We start from the raw sequence: 17,553 nt of genomic DNA, 5'->3' as shown, positions 1-17,553 counted from the left end.
GCAACTTGAAGCTTGCAGCTGCACCAGAGATTGAGTCATGGCCCTCGACATTCACGCTCACCGCATCCTGATCCTCGATTTCGGTTCCCAGTACACCCAACTGATCGCGCGCCGTGTGCGCGAGATCGGTGTGTATTGCGAACTGCATCCGTTCGACATGGACGATGAAGCGATCCGCGAATTCAACCCGCGCGGCATCATCCTCGCCGGCGGCCCCGAGTCGGTCCACGAAGCCAATAGCCCGCGTGCTCCGCAGGCGGTGTTCGACCTGAAAGTGCCGGTGCTGGGTATCTGCTACGGCATGCAGACCATGGCCGAGCAGATGGGCGGCAAGGTCGAAGGTTCCAACCTGCGTGAATTCGGCTACGCCCGTGTCGACGTGGTCGGCAAGAGCCGCTTGCTCGAAGGCATCGAAGACCACGTCGACGACGACGGCGTGCTGGGCCTGGACGTATGGATGAGCCACGGTGACAAGGTCACCCAGATGCCGGGCGACTTCCATGTGCTGGCCAGCACCCCAAGCTGCCCGATCGCCGGCATGTTCGATGATTCGCGTGGCTACTACGGCGTGCAGTTCCACCCGGAAGTGACCCACACCAAACAGGGCGGTCGCATCCTCTCCCGCTTCGTCCAGGACATCTGTGGCTGCGAAGCCCTGTGGACCCCGTCCAACATCGTCGAAGACGCCATCGCCCAGGTCCGCGAACAGGTGGGTTCGGCCAACGTTCTGCTGGGTCTGTCCGGCGGTGTGGACTCCTCGGTGGTTGCCGCGCTGCTGCACCGTGCCATCGGTGATCAACTGACCTGCGTATTCGTCGACAACGGCCTGCTGCGCCTGCACGAAGGCGACCAGGTGATGGCCATGTTCAAGGAGAACATGGGCGTCAAGGTGATCCGTGCCGATGCCGAGCAGCAGTTCCTCGACAATCTGGCCGGCGAAGCGGACCCGGAGAAGAAGCGCAAGATCATCGGTCGCACCTTCATCGACGTGTTCGATGCCGAGGCCAGCAAGCTGGAGAACATCCAGTTCCTCGCCCAGGGCACCATCTACCCGGACGTGATCGAATCGGCTGGCGCCAAGAGCGGCAAGGCCCACGTGATCAAGTCGCACCACAACGTCGGTGGCTTGCCGGAGGAAATGAACCTCAAACTGGTCGAGCCGCTGCGTGAGCTGTTCAAGGACGAAGTGCGCAAGATCGGCCTGGAACTGGGCCTGCCGTACGACATGGTCTACCGCCACCCGTTCCCGGGCCCAGGCCTGGGCGTGCGTATCCTCGGTGAAGTGAAGAAGGAATACGCCGACATCCTGCGTCGCGCTGACCATATCTTCATCGAAGAACTGCGCAAGGCCGACTGGTACCACAAGACCAGCCAAGCCTTCGTGGTGTTCCAGCCGGTCAAGTCGGTCGGTGTGGTCGGCGATGGCCGCCGCTACGCCTGGGTCGTCGCCCTGCGCGCCGTCGAGACCGTGGACTTCATGACCGCACGTTGGGCGCATCTGCCGTACGAACTGCTGGAAACCGTCAGTGGCCGTATCATCAACGAAATCGACGGTATTTCGCGCGTTACCTATGACGTGTCGAGCAAGCCGCCTGCCACCATCGAGTGGGAATGAGTTGAACGAAGAGGGCGCCGCGAGGCGCCTTTTTTGCATCGATGAGTCACACCTCGACGTACGTTAAGCCGCGACGGGAAAGCAGGCCCTTCATCTGCCCCAGGCTTTCCAGTCGCCGGCCGCTGATCCATGGCCATTCAGGCCTGTCGATATAGAAATACCTGGCGTCCCGTCGAAGGGGCGTGTACTTCAGTTGCCCGTCTTTGCTTCGGTGTATCAGGTTCATTTCCCCGTCGATCTCCTTGAACGTGAAGTTGCCCGGGGGTGTCAATGCGCGTTCCAGGTCGCTTCCAGACAGCGGTCGACCGCCCACGGCAGCCTGTGCGCGCAGGTCGCCTCCAAGGCGTGGGCGAGGTCTCACCGCCGCTTGCACGCGCAGGTCGCCCTTCACGCGTTGTGCCGTGGCGTTGCCCTGGGTGATCGAAAGCCCGGGATCTTCACCTATTCGATAGGGCTGGCCAGCGGGAACGTCCTCGAAACGCAGCCCGATTGCCCCTTCGATCTCGCTCAGGCCCGGAACGCCTTCGAAGGTATTGGAGTGCGAGTTGCCGACCAGCGCCACCCACCTGCTGGCACCCCGCGTTGCCTGGTCGGCCTCGATGATGCGGTGGGCGTAGAAATTCATCATTCGTTGGCGTGTCAGCGGTCCCGGCGAACGCATCCAGGCCTGGCGGTAGCTGGCCAGGCAGTCGATAGCCTGGATGCGGATGCCGTTCTTCTGGGCGGTGGTCAGCACCTGCATGAAGGTGTAGCCGTTGGCGCGGTCGGTAGCGTGCCCGATGTCCTGGGCGCTGACGTAGGTCTTCAGGTTTTCCGGCATTTCTCCTGTCTTGTGGAACAGGTCCAGGTCCGCCTGATGGAAGTCGGTCATGACGTGCTCCATGTACAGCACCGTGACTTTCTGCTTCTTCAATAACGCCATGTTGTCGATCAGGAAGCGTTTACTGCCCGTTTGAGAGTGCGACTCGCCAATGACCAGGCCGTTGCTGCGTTCGTAGACACTGGCGATCAGCTGTTTCGGGCTGGCCTCGGCGGGCAGGGTGGGGATCTCTGGACGGGCAGGTAATTGGGGGTCGATGAAGTACTCGTTGGTATCGGCCAGCAACTGATCGCGAAGCCTTCTGAACTCGACGAACGCTTCCTCTTTGCTTGGGTTCATGCTACCGAAGACACCGCTGAATGCCCGGTCGTCGCTCGAAAGGATTGCCGGTGCCAGCGTCGAGCGCATACCGGACGGTATCTCGTAGGGCGTCGCGGGCAGGGCCGGCAGCTCGGCCGCCGTCGTGCGCCCCCATAGGCTGAGCAGCTTGCGCGGCATCCCTTCGCCGATCAGATCGGGGCGGGCCAGCGGCTGCCAGGAGCCTTCGGCGCTTTGCTCGATCGGCACGTTGCGGTAGAACGAGTAAGGGTTCTCCGGGTCGATCACCACCCAACTGCGCGTTTCCCCGATGTAGCGAACCTGATAGGGGATACCGTCGATCTCTGCATAGAATTTGCCCTCCTGCAGGAAGATGCCCGCCATCTCACCAGTGCCTGGCTCGCCATACAAGATCACGTTGGCCTCGAACGCGTTCAGTAGCTCTGGCTGCGCGATGGGCTTGAAGGGTTCCGGAACCCAGGTCCGCAGTTCTGCAGGGGTGGCGGGGGCATCTTCCGCCGATGGCAGTGGCTTCTCCGCGGGGATGCCCTGCGTGGTTTCTCCCAGCTCCGCCAGGGTACTGGGGGACTCACCCAGCAGGAAGGTTGCGTTGAACAGGGTGTCGATGGCGGCGAATACCGCTCCGAGCACGCCGGCCTGGCGCTCGGCCGTGGTGTGGCCGGTGATGGCCTGGTCGATGTTCAGGCCGGTTTCGGCGAGCCCAGCCCCGACGACAGCCAGGGTCACGGGCCAGTCCACGCCGGCCATTGGGCCGAAGGTTTGACCGAACGCCTTGAGGTAGCCGATCCACAACTGCTTTCTCAGGTCGGCATTGGAGCGCAATGCGAAGTCGGCGTCATCGTGCATGCGTTGGCGCGCGCTGTCGCGCAGATGATCGAAGGCGTCGCCCGGGAGCGTCGTATCGCGCTGGTCAAGGATTCTCGGGTATTGCCCGCCCCAATGGAAGAACAGCAAATCGAGCAGGTGGTTCAGCCCGACATCGCTGCCCTTTTCGGCGTGGCTGGCCATTGGGAAGTGGGTCATGAACCTGGCGCGATTATCGGCCTGGTTGGTGTTCATCAACACCCACCAGTAGAGCGCCTGGCGGTCTGGGAACAGGTGCAGCGGGTGATCCTCGCCAGGGATGTACAGCAGTTGTGCGCCATCGGCCATTTCCACGCGCAGGATATCACTGGCGACATGGCCACCGATGTCGAAGGTGCAAAGGCGGTAGCCGGAGGCGGGTGTCACGCGGCGGTTCAGTTGTTCGAGTGTCGGTGGCCAGGTCTCGATGCCCGTTAGTGCCTGGGCGACTTCGAGGGCCCGCTTGGCCAAGGCGGGGTCGTCGCCGTCGAGGGTTTCGAAGACTTTCCCCAGGAAGTTGACTTTGGCCAGCAGGCGAAAGCTGTCGGCATGGGCCTGCCAGAACGCATCGCACTTGTGCTTGAATGCTTGGCTGAAATCCAGCGCCCAGAAGGCTTCGAGTATGTCGCCGGGGGCGATAGGGACTTCATTGTGTTCATCGAAGACGTCCTTTTCCACGCCGTCCTTGTAGAAACCCGTCAGGTAGCTGAGCAGGTCGGCGTTGTCTTGGTCGTGTACGTCGAAGCGCTGCATCACCAGTTGCGGGAGGGTCAGCGATTGGTAGGGTGTTTCGTAGTGCTGCCAGCCGCTGAAGGTGCGTGGGCTGCTCTGCGCGGTATGGAAGCGATTGAGAAAGACATGATCGGGGTCCAGCGTACCCTGGTGGTGCTGCGCCAGGAGCGACTGCGCGACATCGCGGGCCATCTGGCGCATGTCCGGGCAGTCAGGAACCAGGAGGTTGGCCTGCTGCTTCAGGTGCTGGCGAGCGGTTTGTTGGGCTTGGGGGAGGGGCATGGGGTTTCCTCGGACAGGTGGAAACCTCAGGTTCCTCCGCAGTCAGGCGGGTAAGGCAGTAGATAGCTAGTGCCTGTCGTGAGCCTTTTGAGAACAAGTGGTGATGCATTGAGCGAAGGCGCGGCCCCGGTCGAGGAGTACGGGCTCTTCGTTGTTTGGCACCAGCACCTGCCGGCAAGGTCTCAGGGATTGGCCGCCATATCGATCGCCCGGCGCAGGCGTTGTTTTTCCGCCTCCAGTGGCAGCGCCCCATTGGCCCGCTCCAGGGCCAGCGCCGCCTGTTGCAGTGCCGCACTGCGAAATGCCGCATCACCTTGCAGGGCCAACGCCTGCAGGCACTTCTGCAAGCGCAGCTGGATCTCGACCTGGCCGGCGCCATCCCGTGCTATCAGCATGAACGCATCTTCGAACAGGTCATCGATGGCCAGCGCGGCGACCTGGACCTTGGGAAAGGCGATCGGCTCTGCATCCGCTTCCGGGGCGGTGGCAAGCAGGCTCAGCAGGCGTGCCAGGCGACCGATCACATCGATGGCGGTGCCGTGATCATTCACAGCAGGGGAGAGCGCCCGGCAAGCGATTTCGCTCATCACCATCAGGCCGAAGCGGGGGTCTTGATCGTAGCTGCGTTCATCGCCGATCGAGAAGGCGCTGCGCACTGCATCGGTCACGGTTTCGAGGTCTGCATTGCCCGGCGTCGCGCTGAACCAGGCCAGTGGCGAGCCGTCGTGCACGAACGTACCGGGGATTGCCACGACCTGAACGAAGCCCTGGTGACGTTCGGCACAAAGCGACAACGCCTCCATATCGATGAACTGCACGTAGCCTATAGTGCTGGCACGGACGGCCAGCGCATCGGCGGGCAGCGCATCGCGAAGCAGCGGTAGTCCTCCCAGGCAAGGTGCATCGCGGCGCCTGGCGATCGCCTCGCGGGTCGCCTGCTCGACCCTGCGCGTGGTTTCGCCCACCTGACCCAGCCGTGTCAGGTGGTCGATCCAGCGCAGCAGGGATACCACGATCAGCACGATGACCGCGACCGTCACCAGGAACAGCACGAACCGACCCCGGTCGCCGTAGGCGCCGGTCTTCAGCACCACGATCCCCACCATGCTGAACAAGAACGATCCGATGAAGGTCGACAGCACGTTCTGGGTCAGGCTGTCTTCCATCAGCAGGCGAGTGGCGCGAGGTGTGACGTTGCTGGCAGCCGATCCATAGGCCGAGGTCATGACGCTGAGTGAGAAGGTGGTCACCGCCAGCATGCTCGAGGCGATGATGGTGAGGATGTCATAGACCGCATCGGCGCCGATCTGGCTGGCTGGAAGCCAGGGTATGAAGCGTTCGACGAGGGCCGCCAGCAGGGCGGCGGCGACGCCCAACATGCCGATGAGCGTTGCGCGAACCCAGAGACGGCGGGTGAACTGAGCGAGTATCCATTGCCAGCGCGGCATTCAAGCCTCCTTGTCGGGCTGCGGGCTCACGCAGAGGGTGCGCCCTGAGTGTGGACCCTTTGCGAGGGCTTGGCGAGCCTGCCGGCTTGTGCAGGCGAGTCCTGTTGTGACAATCCTTCACTTAATATTTCTCAATTGCAGGTGTATCGTGTTCGCCCTTCATCGCCAGCGCTGCTGGCAGGTTGACCGTACAAACGAGGTACCCGCACCGATGTCCTTCTCCCGACGACAAATCCTCAAGGGCCTCAGTGGCCTGGCTGTGGTAGGCCTGGGCGCCGGCGGCGCGGCGCGCTACTGGCTGGGCAAGGTCGAGGATGAGAATGCCGGGCATGACTACCAGTTGATCGCTGCGCCCCTCGAGGTGGAACTGGTGCCGGGCTTCAAAACCGAGGCCTGGGCCTTCGGTCCATCGGCACCGGGCACCGAACTGCGCGTGCGCCAGGGTACCTGGCTGCGGGTGCGCTTCATCAACCAGCTGCCGGTGGAAACCACCATCCACTGGCACGGCATTCGCCTGCCGCTGGAGATGGACGGGGTGCCCTATGTCTCGCAGTTGCCGGTCAAGCCTGGCGAGTATTTCGACTACAAGTTCAGGGTGCCGGATGCTGGCAGCTATTGGTATCACCCCCACGTCAGCAGTTCCGAGGAGCTTGGCCGTGGCCTGGTCGGCCCGCTGATCGTCGAGGAGCGTGAGCCAACCGGGTTCAGGCACGAACGCACGCTCAGCCTGAAGAACTGGCACGTCGACGAGCAGGGTGCGTGGCTGCCGTTCAGCATTCCCCGTGAAGCCGCCCGCAACGGCACCGCTGGCCGCCTGATCACCATCAACGGCCAGGCCGATTCGGTCACCGAATTACCGGCCGGTCAGGTCGTGCGGGTGCGCCTGCTCAACTTGGACAACACCTGGACTTACCGCATCAATCTCAAGGGCAACTGCGAGGCGATGATCTATGCCCTGGACGGCAACCCGGTGACGCCGCGCAAGCTCGACGACGAGTACTGGCTTGGCCCGGGCATGCGCATCTGCCTGGCGATCCGCATTCCCCAGGCCGGTGAGGAGGTTTCCTTGCGCGACGGTTTCGTACGCCTGGGCACCCTGCGTTCGGTGGCCAGCAGCCAGGCCCCGGGTGATTGGCCAAAAGCCCTGCCAGCCAACCCCATCGCCGAGCCCGACCTGGCCAACGCCGAGAAGCTCAACTTCAATTTCGAATGGGTCGGCAAGGTCTCGGTCAATACCGACAACGGCAAACCGCCGAGCCTGTGGCAGATCAACGGGCAGGCTTGGGACATCACCGACAAGACCTGCGCCGATCGCCCCATCGCCACGTTGCAGAAGGGCAAGAGCTACATCTTCGAGCTGAAGAACATGACCCAGTACCAGCATCCGATCCACCTGCATGGCATGAGCTTCAAGGTGATCGCCTCCAACCGCCACGACATCAAGGAGCCGTGGTTCACCGACACTTACCTGCTGGGCAAGAACGAGCGGGCTCAGGTGGCGTTGGTGGCGGATAACCCCGGCACCTGGATGTTCCACTGCCACGTCATCGACCATATGGAAACCGGCCTGATGGCCGCGATCGCGGTGGTCTGATGCGTCCGCAGATCATCGATCGCAGCCGCGATCAGGAATTCATGCGCTTGGCCCTGGCACTGGCCGCCGAGGGCGCGGCCATGGGCGAGGTGCCGGTGGGCGCGGTACTGGTGCAGCATGGTCAGGTGATCGGTCAGGGCTTCAACCGGCCGATCGTCGACAGCGACCCCAGCGCCCACGCCGAGATGGTGGCCATTCGCGCCGCAGCCAAGGCTGCCAGCAACTATCGGCTGCCGGGCAGCACCCTGTACGTGACCTTGGAACCCTGCAGCATGTGCGCAGGACTCATTGTGCACGCGCGGGTGGCGCGGGTGGTGTACGGAGCCCTGGAGCCCAAGGCGGGCATCGTGCAGAGTCAGGGGCAGTTCTTCGGGCAAAGCTTCCTCAACCATCGGGTGATGGTGGAAGGTGGGGTGCTGGCGCAGGAGTGCGGTCAGATCCTGAGCGAGTTCTTCAAGGCCCGGCGGGCGAAGGACTGAATCACATCGGCGGGGACGGCTCTGCCGGCTTGTCCTTGTTCACGCCAGGCACGTGCAGGTTGCCTTCGGCGACCTGGCCCTCGAGCTGCGGCTGGGTCACCCAGGTGAGGATGTCGTAGTAGCGGCGGATGTTGGCCACGAAGTGCACCGGCTCGCCGCCCCGGGCATAGCCGTAGCGGGTCTGTCGATACCACTGTTTCTGCGCCAGGCGCGGCAGCATCTTCTTCACGTCCAGCCACTTGTTCGGATCGAGCTTTTCCCGCTTGGCCAGGGTTCGGGCATCCTCCAGGTGACCACCGCCGACATTGTAGGCGGCCAGGGCGAACCAGGTGCGGTCCGGCTCCTTGATGCTGTCGTCGAGCTCGGCCTTGACCTTCATGAAGTACTTGGCCCCGCCCTGGATGCTCTGCCTGGGGTCCAGGCGGTTGGACACGCCCATGGCCTGCGCGGTGCGCTGGGTCAGCATCATCAGGCCGCGCACGCCGGTCTTGGAGGTGACCTCCGGCTGCCACATCGATTCCTGGTAGCCGATGGCCGCCAGCAGTCGCCAGTCGACCTGCTCGACCTTGGCGTAGTTCTTGAAGTGCTTTTCGTATTTGGGCAAGCGTTGCTGCAGGTGTTGGGCGAAGGTGTAGGCGCCAACATAGCCGAGCACGTCGACATGGCCGTAATACCGCTCTTTGAGGCGCTGCAAGGTGCCGTTCTTCTGCGCCTTGTCGAGGAACTCGTTGACCTCGTTGAGCAGGCTGTTGTCCTCGCCTGCGGCCAGGGCCCAGCGCTGCTGGCGGCTGTCGCCAAGGTCGAAGGCCACGCGCACGTTGGGGAAGTACACCTGGTTCATCGCCAGTTCGTTGGAGTCGACCAAGGTCAGGTCGATCTGGCCCTCGTCGACCATGCGCAGCAGATCGACCACTTCGACGGCGTCGGATTCTTCGTATTGCAGGCTCGGATACTGCTTTTTCAGCTCGGCCAGTTGGTCGGCGTGGCTGCTGCCTTTGAGGACCATGATCTTCTTGCCGATCAGGTCCTTGGGCTCGGTGGGGCGGGAGCGGCCATTGCGGTAGATGACCTGTGGCGTCACTTCCAGGTACGGATGGGAGAACTTGGCCTGGGCCTGACGCCGCTCGTTGCTGACCAGGCCGGCTGCCGCCAGCACCGGACCGGACGGTTTGCCCAGTTGGTCGAACAGGTCGTCGAGGTTGTCAGCGGTTTCGATCTCCAGCTTGACGCCGAGATCGTCGGCGAAACGCTTGACCAGTTCGTACTCGAAGCCGGTTTCGCCGTTACGGTCCTGGAAATAGGTGGCCGGGCTGTTGCGGGTGATCACGCGCAGCACGCCGTCCTCCTTCACGCGCTCAAGGGTGCTGGGTTTTTCAACACAGGCACCGAGCATCAGAAAGAGACCGGTTGCGAGGAGCCATCTGGCGCAACGCTGGCGCAAAGCAGTACGGGCGAACATAGCTTGCAGTATACGCAAAGGACCGGCGGCGCCATATCTCGACAATGGGCGGGTTGTCTGGTATCGGCCCGGCAACCGTTGCATCTATAGGCAGCGCGTGAAGACCGGAATTTTCTGACCCTGAAGTCCGGTTCCGCCGCCCGGCAGGCTTGGCTTAGAGCGGGTGCCGAAAGCCATCGATTTAGGCTAGAATGCACGGCCTCTAAGCACACCCCTTCCTGAGGCTGTCCCGACGATGTTGATCCTGCGCGGCGCTCCTGCCCTTTCTGCCTTTCGCCACGGTAAATTACTCGAGCAACTGAGCCAGAAAGTCCCCGCTGTTACTGGTTTGTATGCCGAATTTGCCCACTTCGCCGACGTTGACGGCGAGCTGACCGCCGACCAGCAGCAGGTGCTGGGGCGTCTGCTCAAATACGGCCCGAGCGTGCCGGTGCAGGAGCCGAGCGGCCGCCTGTTCCTGGTCGTGCCGCGCCTGGGCACCATCTCGCCCTGGGCCAGCAAGGCCAGCGACATCGCCCACAACTGCGGCCTGCAGTCGATCCAGCGCCTGGAGCGTGGTATCGCCTACTACGTCGCCGGTTCGTTGAGCGACGCCGACGCCGAGGTCATCGCTGCCGAGCTGCACGATCGCATGACCCAGCGCGTGCTGGCCAAGCTGGAGCAGGCCGCCGATCTGTTCAGCCATGCCCAGCCCAAGCCGATGACCTCGGTCGATATCCTCGGTGGTGGCCGTGCCGCCCTGGCCCAGGCCAACATCGACCTGGGCCTGGCCTTGGCCGAAGACGAGATCGACTATCTGGTCAACGCCTTCCAGAACCTGGCACGCAACCCGAACGACATCGAACTGATGATGTTCGCCCAGGCCAACTCCGAGCACTGCCGTCACAAGATCTTCAACGCCAGTTGGGACATCGACGGCCAGGCTCAGGAGAAGAGCCTGTTCGGCATGATCAAGAACACCTACCAGATGCACAACGAAGGCGTGCTGTCGGCCTACAAGGACAACGCCTCGGTGATCGTCGGCAGCGTCGCCGGCCGCTTCTTCCCGAACCCTGAGACCCGCCAGTACGGCGCGGTGCAGGAGCCGGTGCATATTCTGATGAAGGTCGAGACGCACAACCACCCGACCGCCATCGCTCCGTTCTCCGGTGCTTCCACCGGTTCCGGCGGCGAGATCCGCGACGAAGGCGCCACCGGTCGTGGCGCCAAGCCCAAGGCCGGCCTGACCGGTTTCACCGTCTCCAACCTGCGTATCCCGGGCTTCGAACAGCCGTGGGAACAGGCCTACGGCAAGCCGGAACGTATCGTCGACGCCCTCGACATCATGATCGAAGGCCCGCTGGGTGGCGCCGCCTTCAACAACGAATTCGGCCGTCCGGCGCTGACCGGTTACTTCCGTACCTTCGAGCAGGCCATCAATACCCCGCATGGCGAAGAAGTCCGTGGTTACCACAAGCCGATCATGCTTGCCGGCGGTATGGGCAACATCCGCGAAGACCACGTGCAGAAGGGTGAGATCACCGTCGGCGCCAAGCTGATCGTGCTCGGAGGCCCGGCCATGCTGATCGGTCTGGGCGGCGGCGCGGCTTCGTCGGTCGCCACCGGTGCCAGCTCGGCTGATCTGGACTTCGCCTCGGTGCAGCGCGAGAACCCGGAAATGGAACGCCGCTGCCAGGAGGTCATCGACCGCTGCTGGCAACTGGGTGACGCCAACCCGATCGCCTTCATCCACGACGTCGGCGCCGGTGGCATTTCCAACGCCTTCCCCGAGCTGGTCAACGACGGTGGTCGCGGTGGGCGCTTCGAACTGCGTAACGTGCCCAACGACGAGCCGGGCATGGCCCCGCACGAAATCTGGAGCAACGAATCGCAGGAGCGTTACGTGCTGGCGGTCAGCGCCAAGGATTTCGAGCGCTTCCAGGCCATCTGCGAACGCGAGCGTTGCCCGTTTGCCGTGGTGGGTGAAGCGACCGAAGAGCAGCACCTGACCGTGACCGACAGCCACTTCAACAACACGCCGGTGGACATGCCGCTCGACGTGCTGCTGGGCAAGCCGCCGCGCATGCACCGTTCGGTGACCCGCGAAACGGAACTGGGCGATGACTTCGACCCGAGCGAGCTGGACCTGGACAGCGCCGTACAGCGCGTCCTCAACCACCCGGCCGTGGCCAGCAAGAGCTTCCTGATCACCATCGGCGACCGGACCATCACCGGCCTGGTGTCCCGTGACCAGATGGTCGGCCCTTGGCAGGTGCCGGTTGCCGACTGTGCCGTCACCGCCACCAGCTTCGACGTCTACACCGGTGAAGCCATGGCCATGGGCGAGCGCACTCCGCTGGCTCTGCTCGATGCCCCGGCCTCCGGCCGCATGGCGATCGGCGAGACCCTGACCAACCTGGCTGCTGCGCAAATCGAGAAGCTGTCCGACATCAAGCTGTCGGCCAACTGGATGTCCGCCGCCGGCCACCCTGGTGAAGACGCCCGTCTGTACGACACCGTCAAGGCAGTCGGCATGGAGCTGTGCCCGGAGCTGGGTATCACCATCCCTGTCGGCAAAGACTCGATGTCGATGAAGACCAAGTGGAGCGAAGGCGGCGAGGAGAAGAGCGTGACCTCGCCGATGTCGCTGATCATCACCGGCTTCGCCCCGGTCACCGACATTCGCAAGACCCTGACGCCGCAACTGCGCATGGACAAGGGCGAGACCGATCTGATCCTGATCGACCTGGGCCGTGGCAAGAACCGCATGGGTGCTTCGATCCTCGCGCAGACCTACGGCAAGATCGCGGCCCAGGCACCTGACGTCGACGATGCCGAAGACCTCAAGGCGTTCTTCGCCGTGATCCAGGGCCTGAACGCCGACGGCCACCTGCTGGCCTACCATGACCGTTCCGACGGCGGTTTGCTGACCACGGTGCTGGAAATGGCCTTCGCCGGTCACTGCGGCCTGGACCTGCAACTCGACCCGCTGACCGATAACAGCAAGGACGTGCCGGCCATCCTCTTCAACGAAGAGCTCGGTGCGGTGATCCAGGTCCGCCAGGACGCCACCCCGGACGTGCTGGCGCAGTTCAGCGCCGCAGGCCTGGGCGAGCAATGCGTGGCGGTGATCGGTAAGCCGGTCAACAACGGTGAAGTGTCCATCAGCCTCAATGGCGAAGTGCTGTTCGATGACGACCGTCGCATGCTGCAGCGCCAGTGGGCCGAGACCAGCTATCAGGTCCAGCGCCTGCGCGACAACGCCGACTGCGCCGACCAGGAATTCGACGCGCTGCTCGAAGAAGACAACCCAGGTCTGTCGGTGAAGCTGGGCTATGACGTCAACGACGACATCGCCGCGCCGTACATCAAGAAGGGCGTGCGTCCGCAAGTGGCGATCCTGCGTGAGCAGGGCGTCAACGGCCAGGTCGAGATGGCAGCCGCCTTCGACCGTGCCGGCTTCGCCGCCATCGACGTGCACATGAGCGATATCCTCGCTGGCCGCGTCGACTTCGCCGACTTCAAGGGCTTGGTCGCCTGCGGCGGCTTCTCCTACGGTGACGTGCTGGGCGCCGGTGAAGGCTGGGCCAAGTCGGCGCTGTTCAACAGCCGTGCCCGCGATGCCTTCCAAGGTTTCTTCGAGCGCAGCGACAGCTTCGCCCTGGGCGTGTGCAACGGTTGCCAGATGATGTCCAACCTGCACGAGCTGATCCCGGGCACCGAGCACTGGCCGCACTTCGTGCGCAACCGTTCGGAGCAGTTCGAAGCGCGTGTGGCCATGGTCGAGGTGCAGAAGTCGAACTCGATCTTCCTGCAGGGCATGGCCGGTTCGCGTATGCCGATCGCCATTGCCCACGGCGAAGGCCATGCCGAGTTCGCCAGCGAGGAAGCGCTGCTGGCGGCCGATGTCTCCGGTTGCGTGGCCCTGCGCTACGTCGACAACCACGGCAAGGTCACCGAAGCCTACCCGGCCAACCCGAACGGTTCGCCGCGCGGTATCACCGGCCTGACCAACCGCGACGGCCGCGTCACCATCATGATGCCGCACCCCGAGCGTATGTTCCGCGCTGTGCAGAACTCCTGGCGCCCGGACGAGTGGCAGGAAGACGCCGCGCTGATGCGCATGTTCCGCAATGCGCGGGTGTGGGTGAACTAAGGCGTGTACAAGCTCGCCTTCTTCGTCCCGGCCAGCCATGTCGAGGTGGTCAAGGACGCCGTGTTCGCCGCAGGTGGTGGACGCATTGGCGACTACGACCGCTGCGCCTGGCAGACTTTGGGCCAAGGCCAGTTTCGCCCGTTGGACGGCAGTCAGCCGTTCATAGGGCAGGCTGGCCAGGTCGAGGTGGTCGAGGAGTGGAAGGTGGAGCTGGTGGTGGCTGACGACCTGATTGCCCAGGTCGTCGCTGCGCTCAAGCGCAGCCACCCGTACGAGACGCCAGCTTATGAGGTCTGGCGGCTCGAAGCGCTTTAGCATTCAGCCAAAATGGAATCCTTTGGCGAGCATGTCCGAAAGCGTATTTGGAGCGTTTCGGAAGCTTTCTCCCAACACCTCGACCCTTTCCTGCTCTTCTTTCTTGAGTTGTGCCTGAAGTTCGATCAAGTCTGCAAATTGGCTGCCGACTTGAATTCTGCTGCGTGAACCCTTGGGGTCTTTGGCCTCCCATGCCGCGACGATGTCTTCGTGCCAATCATGGGCTTCGGGGTGCAGGATAAAACTCAAGGCCACACTGGCAGGATCTCGCTCGGTTTCACCCTGCCAGTATCGATACATCGAACGGCCCACTTGTTCTACTGCGTAGATGGCAAGATACGCGGCTAGTTCATGGAACGGGTGGTTGGTGTGATCCTTGGCCAACTGGGAGTGAGTCGGATGCAGGCCTGGAGTCTCGTTGGGGTTGTGGCCGGACAGCGTTTGGATCTCGTCGATGCTGTCTCCCACCCACTTCAATATGCTGCGCATCGTGAAGTTGATTGCATTCTGCAAAAGCGTCAACGGAAGACCACTTAGCCAACGCCCAGCTTGGAATACGCCGAACAGTGGCTGTGCCGCGGCGTTATCGCGAAGTTCCAGGTAGGTGTTCAGCCAATTGAGAGCTGTCTCACTCTCATGCTCCTTGAAGAGTATCAGCAGCACTTTCTCGCCATCACTGCGATATCCAGGTTTGGTCAACTCGAAATCAAGCGTCTTTACCTCGAACAGGATTTTGCCCAAGGGTTCGGCAATGCTGGCGATCACATCGAGGCTTGCGAACATCCCGGTGACGACTGGGAAGCGGTACTTGCAGTCCGTCTCAGTGGTCCAAGGCAATACCTTGTGGCCTCGTTTGCGTAGGCACAGTTCGACGAAGTTGGAGTGAGCGAAGTAATCTTCCAGGATATGCAGTGCTTCGCCGAGCCACGGCGATGAACAGATTGACGCTCGAGTGGTCGTCGGATTCGCTTTGCGTTATTGCGTCAGCCGTCACGAAGATCGTACGTCTGGTCCTGTCGTAGCGGGCAAGGCCGCTGCCATCGGGCTCCACGGCATACTGCGGGTTGGCAAGAGTGCGGTCCTGTATGGCTACCCGCATTTTCTTGTAAGTGTCGACCGTCAGGTCGGTGCCAAACACCGACATGAACAGTGCTATGAAGACCGTTTCATCGGTCCGCCGAGCCAAGTCATCAAGCCGGCCCAGTTCATAGGTGCTGATCAGCAGAGCGTCATTGGCGTTGGGTTCAATCGGCATAGTTGTCGTTCCGGGAAATAGAACGCCTAGCCTGATTTTTCCTGTTCGCTGAATGAACTGAGCAGCGTTACCTCGTGTGGAGGTTGGTCCGGCTTGAAGTGTTCAACCGAATGACTACGGGGAGACTTGGCAGACCGCGGGTGGTCAGACGGTGCCGATCTCGCCGCCATCATTGCGCTGGATCACGACGGTCGCCGCCCGTGGCCTCACCTTGGTTCCGGCTGGTGTCGCGTCGGTGGCGTTATCGGTATAGGGCCAGTTCGCCGGATGCTGCACGTTGATGAACAGTGTCTTGTTGTCCGGCGTGAAGGTGATGCCGGTCATTTCGCAGCCATTCGGGCCGACGAAGAAGCGGCGTAAATCCACCTGATTCTGTCGATTGACCGGCACCTGTCGGCCATTGGCGTCGACCAATTGGCTGGGCACCACTGCCAGCAACTGATCGTTGGTGTAATCGGCAACGCTCTTCTCGCTGTTGTCGGTCTCGAACCACAATACGCCACGGCTATCGAAACTCATGCCGTCGGGGCTGGCGAACTGGTTCAGCTCGCTCAGGCCCGAGCGGTTGATGTTGGCATCGCCGCTGGCGTTTGCGCCGAACACGAAGATGTCCCAGGTGAAGCGCTGATGATCGGCGCTGTCGTGCCAGCGGATGATGTGGCCGTGCAGGTTGGGGCCGCTTGGGTTGGCGGCATCGGCTTTGTCGGCACTGCGCACGACATTGTTGGTCAGGGTCAGGTAGGCATCGCCGTTGAGCGGGTTGACCGCAGTCCATTCCGGGCGGTCCATGGGTGTCGCACCGAGCGCGTCGGCGGCGCCACGGGTGTTGAGGATGATCCCCGGCAAGTCGCCATACAACGCGCCCAGCGTGCCCCCTGCGGTGGTCTTGCTGGTCACGTCCAGCAACAGCCAGACACCCGAGCCATCGGCATCGAAGCGGGCCACATAGAGCTTGCCGTGGTCCAGGTACTTGGCGCCGGTGGCCAGGCGGTCCTTCGGATTGGCATCGGCGATATCCCACACTGCATCGGAGACGAATTTGTACAGATACTCGTTATTGGAGTCGTCGCCCATGTACCAGACCAGCGGCTTGCCGGCCACCGCCAGGCCTGGGCAGCAGCCTTCATGACGAAAGCGTCCGAGAGCGGTGCGCTTGGTCGCGCGGGTGCTGGCGTCGTACGGGTCGATCTCGACGATGTAGCCAAAGGTGCTGGCTTCGTTGCGGTAGTCGTCGGTGGCACTTGCTCCGCGGGCGGTCACGTCGAAGCGGGCGAACTCGTCGTCCATTTCGCTGCTGTCGCCAGCGGCGCTTTCCCACTGGTACAGGCCGCTGGAGGTCACGACGCCGAGGCGTGACTGGTCAGCGGGCAGGGTGCCTTTGTTGACGAATATCCCTGGCCAGTTTTCTTCGCAGGTCAGGTAGGTGCCCCACGGCGTGTAGCCGTTGCCACAGTTGTTGTTGGTGCCACGGCAACGGGTGCCGTCTGGCGAAAAACGGGTCTTGACGTGATCGCTGCCGCGCAGGGGGCCGGCGATGTCCATCTGCGAAGCGGTGGTGAAGCGACGGTTGAGCGGGTCGTTGTCGACCACCTGCCAGCGTCCGCCAAGTTTTTTCAGGCGAATCACGCCGGCGCCGTGGGCATTGATTTCCTTGCGCACTTCTTCGGCCGGGCGTTTGCCGTCGGCGTCGAAGGTGGGGCCAGCCGGGTGCAACGCTTGCTGGTCGATGTACTCGAAGTTGATGGCCAGCAGGCCGTCTTCGGCGCTGCCATCGATGGGAAAGAAGTGCATGCCATCGTGGTGCATGCCCATGGCGTTCGCCTGGTCGGCGGCGCTGTTGCTGCCGTCGGCTTTCCAGGCATTGCCGGCGCTGTTCAGTGGCGTTCCCCAAGGCGCCAGGACATAGGCGCTGTAGCCTGCGGCGAGGGTACAGGCATCGGTCCGTGATCCGGGAATGGACTCGAAGCCCAGTGTTGGTGTGGGTGCCTGAGGGGCTGTAGCTGGGCCTGTTGGCTTGGCGCCTGTGGTGTCGAAGCAGGCGCTGAGGCCGCCGCCGGCGATCATGGCGATGGCCGCGCCAAGGCTACCGCGCACGACGCTGCGCCGGCTCAGGTAGAGGTCCATGATGCCGGCCATCGGTGCATTGCCGCTGCGGTTGCGGTCCAGGTTATCGCCGCTGTGTCGACTCATCAGGCTGTCCTTGTAGTGGCTGAGTAGGCAGAACCCGCGACTTTATG

At 62.8% G+C, this 17,553-nt stretch carries 11 protein-coding genes; 5 read left to right on the top strand and 6 right to left on the bottom strand.

Going from position 1 to position 17,553, the window contains the following annotated elements; all coding sequences use genetic code 11:
• Positions 1-37: 37 nt before the first annotated feature.
• Positions 38-1,615 (top strand): glutamine-hydrolyzing GMP synthase, encoded by a 1,578-nt coding sequence (gene guaA / locus KY379_RS03735; RefSeq protein ID WP_133326237.1) that lies wholly within the window; start codon positions 38-40, stop codon positions 1,613-1,615.
• A 46-nt stretch (positions 1,616-1,661) separates the two neighbouring features.
• Here the strand turns inward: guaA and KY379_RS03730 are convergent, their stop codons facing one another.
• Both KY379_RS03730 and KY379_RS03725 read right to left on the bottom strand, forming a co-directional pair.
• Complete coding sequence (locus KY379_RS03730; protein WP_261239009.1) at positions 1,662-4,631, bottom strand: membrane-targeted effector domain-containing toxin; 2,970 nt, start codon at positions 4,629-4,631, stop codon at positions 1,662-1,664.
• 182 nt (positions 4,632-4,813) lie between these two features.
• Complete coding sequence (locus KY379_RS03725; RefSeq protein ID WP_133326201.1) at positions 4,814-6,079, bottom strand: DUF2254 domain-containing protein; 1,266 nt, start codon at positions 6,077-6,079, stop codon at positions 4,814-4,816.
• 211 nt (positions 6,080-6,290) lie between these two features.
• On the opposite strand from KY379_RS03725, the gene KY379_RS03720 reads away from it, so the two are divergent.
• Both KY379_RS03720 and tadA read left to right on the top strand, forming a co-directional pair.
• Positions 6,291-7,673 (top strand): multicopper oxidase family protein, encoded by a 1,383-nt coding sequence (locus tag KY379_RS03720; protein WP_133326200.1) that lies wholly within the window; start codon positions 6,291-6,293, stop codon positions 7,671-7,673.
• Positions 7,673-8,152: a tRNA adenosine(34) deaminase TadA gene (gene tadA, locus KY379_RS03715; protein ID WP_133326199.1), complete on the top strand. Its 480-nt coding sequence runs from the start codon at positions 7,673-7,675 to the stop codon at positions 8,150-8,152. The genes KY379_RS03720 and tadA overlap by 1 nt, the downstream gene beginning before the upstream one ends.
• Position 8,153: 1 nt before the next feature.
• Here tadA and mltF read toward each other — a convergent pair whose 3' ends face one another.
• Positions 8,154-9,611 (bottom strand): membrane-bound lytic murein transglycosylase MltF, encoded by a 1,458-nt coding sequence (mltF, locus tag KY379_RS03710; RefSeq protein ID WP_133326585.1) that lies wholly within the window; start codon positions 9,609-9,611, stop codon positions 8,154-8,156.
• A gap of 235 nt (positions 9,612-9,846) precedes the next feature.
• On the opposite strand from mltF, the gene purL reads away from it, so the two are divergent.
• Together purL and KY379_RS03700 are read left to right on the top strand one after the other, a co-directional pair.
• On the top strand, positions 9,847-13,746 hold the full coding sequence (purL, locus tag KY379_RS03705) for a phosphoribosylformylglycinamidine synthase (RefSeq protein ID WP_261239007.1): 3,900 nt from the start codon (positions 9,847-9,849) through the stop codon (positions 13,744-13,746).
• 3 nt (positions 13,747-13,749) lie between these two features.
• Positions 13,750-14,061 carry an NGG1p interacting factor NIF3 gene (locus tag KY379_RS03700; RefSeq protein WP_261239006.1) on the top strand — a complete coding sequence of 104 codons (312 nt, stop codon included), beginning with the start codon at positions 13,750-13,752 and terminating at the stop codon, positions 14,059-14,061.
• A gap of 3 nt (positions 14,062-14,064) precedes the next feature.
• Here KY379_RS03700 and KY379_RS03695 read toward each other — a convergent pair whose 3' ends face one another.
• The 3 genes from KY379_RS03695 to KY379_RS03685 form a co-directional block, all read right to left on the bottom strand.
• Positions 14,065-14,928 (bottom strand): Het-C domain-containing protein, encoded by an 864-nt coding sequence (locus KY379_RS03695; RefSeq protein ID WP_261239116.1) that lies wholly within the window; start codon positions 14,926-14,928, stop codon positions 14,065-14,067.
• Positions 14,882-15,316 (bottom strand): hypothetical protein, encoded by a 435-nt coding sequence (locus KY379_RS03690; protein WP_261239005.1) that lies wholly within the window; start codon positions 15,314-15,316, stop codon positions 14,882-14,884. The genes KY379_RS03695 and KY379_RS03690 overlap by 47 nt, the downstream gene beginning before the upstream one ends.
• A 144-nt stretch (positions 15,317-15,460) precedes the next feature.
• A complete protein-coding gene (locus KY379_RS03685) occupies positions 15,461-17,506 on the bottom strand; it encodes a PhoX family protein (RefSeq protein WP_261239004.1) in 2,046 nt (681 codons plus the stop codon).
• Between the last annotated feature and the right edge of the window lie 47 nt (positions 17,507-17,553).

Source organism: Pseudomonas sp. HD6422, from assembly GCF_025377065.1.
In the GTDB taxonomy this organism is placed as follows: Bacteria; Pseudomonadota; Gammaproteobacteria; order Pseudomonadales; family Pseudomonadaceae; genus Aquipseudomonas; species Aquipseudomonas putida_U.
The sequence above is the reverse complement of the archived record's forward strand: the minus strand, read 5'-3'. Positions and strand labels throughout refer to the sequence as shown.